The sequence below is a fragment of the Proteus sp. fly-1067 genome, from assembly GCF_040139345.1.
GTDB lineage: Bacteria > Pseudomonadota > Gammaproteobacteria > Enterobacterales > Enterobacteriaceae > Proteus > Proteus vulgaris_B.
This window is the reverse complement of the sequence record NZ_JBEEUL010000049.1, coordinates 1-992: the sequence shown is the minus strand read 5'-3', so window position 1 is coordinate 992 and position 992 is coordinate 1. Positions and strand designations below refer to the sequence as shown.

General features: G+C 39.2%; 1 protein-coding gene. It reads left to right on the top strand.

The genetic code is table 11. The features are described from left to right. Positions 1–865 (top strand): antitermination protein (locus ABN217_RS18985; protein ID WP_349459815.1); only part of this gene is annotated, 865 nt, incomplete at its 5' end. Positions 866–992 lie beyond the last annotated feature (127 nt).

Below are 992 nucleotides of genomic sequence, written 5' to 3'. Positions count from 1 at the left end.
ATCACACAGTATTACCGGAGGCGAGATGAGACTTGCAGATTTACCAAAATATTTTTCACCAAAAAGCATTATGTTTAGTGACTCTCCATCTGCAACAGCGACTGATAATCTAACAATCACTGATGTAATGGCTTCGCTTGGTTTGGCGACCTCTAAAGCGAGAATGGGGATTGAGTTGTTTTTGGCGAAACAAGGGATCAATCAACCAACTGAAGCAGTGGAGAGTATTCATCAATATGCAATAACTCAGGCTCACAAATATAGTGCTATTGGAAAACTTAGTGAGAATGATAGAGGAACACTTCTGCAAATACTCGCAAATTATGCATTTCAGGATTATGCAAGAAGCGCAGCCAGTAAAAAAGCATGCCCTGATTGTGACAGTGGGTTTGTTGAAGTAGAGGTATTTACCACTAAACAGCACACTCACTTTGCTGCTAAAGAGATTATTAAATTCAACAAGAAAATGGGAGTGAAGATAACTCCATCTGACTATTCAAAATACAGGGAGGTTAGAGAGAAAACTAAGGTGATCTGTAAAACCTGTAACGGGAAAGGTGAAGTGAGTCATTCGTGCCGATGTAATGGCAGAGGTGAAACTTTGGATAAGGTGGAAACGAAAAAACAAGGAATTCCAGTTTTTAAAACTTGCCCTAAGTGTTCAGGTCGTGGCTATTCAAGATTGCCGGCAGAAGACGTTAGGCGAGAGATATGCTCACAATTGTTTGAACTGCCAGAAACAACTTGGCGTAGAAACTTTAAACCATTTTACGAAATGTTAATTCAGGAATGCTTTAAGGAGGAGGCTAATGCAGAAAAAGTTCTACAAAATGTGACAAAAAGAGAAATCGAATACATAAATTAGCTAATAAATAGAAATAAGTTGATCTTTTGGCGGGGATGGGCTATCGTGATTCTAACGGTGGGTTATTGCCATTTCGTTAACGTTAAAAGAATTCAAGACCTCGCTTCGGCGGGGTTTTTTGTTATCT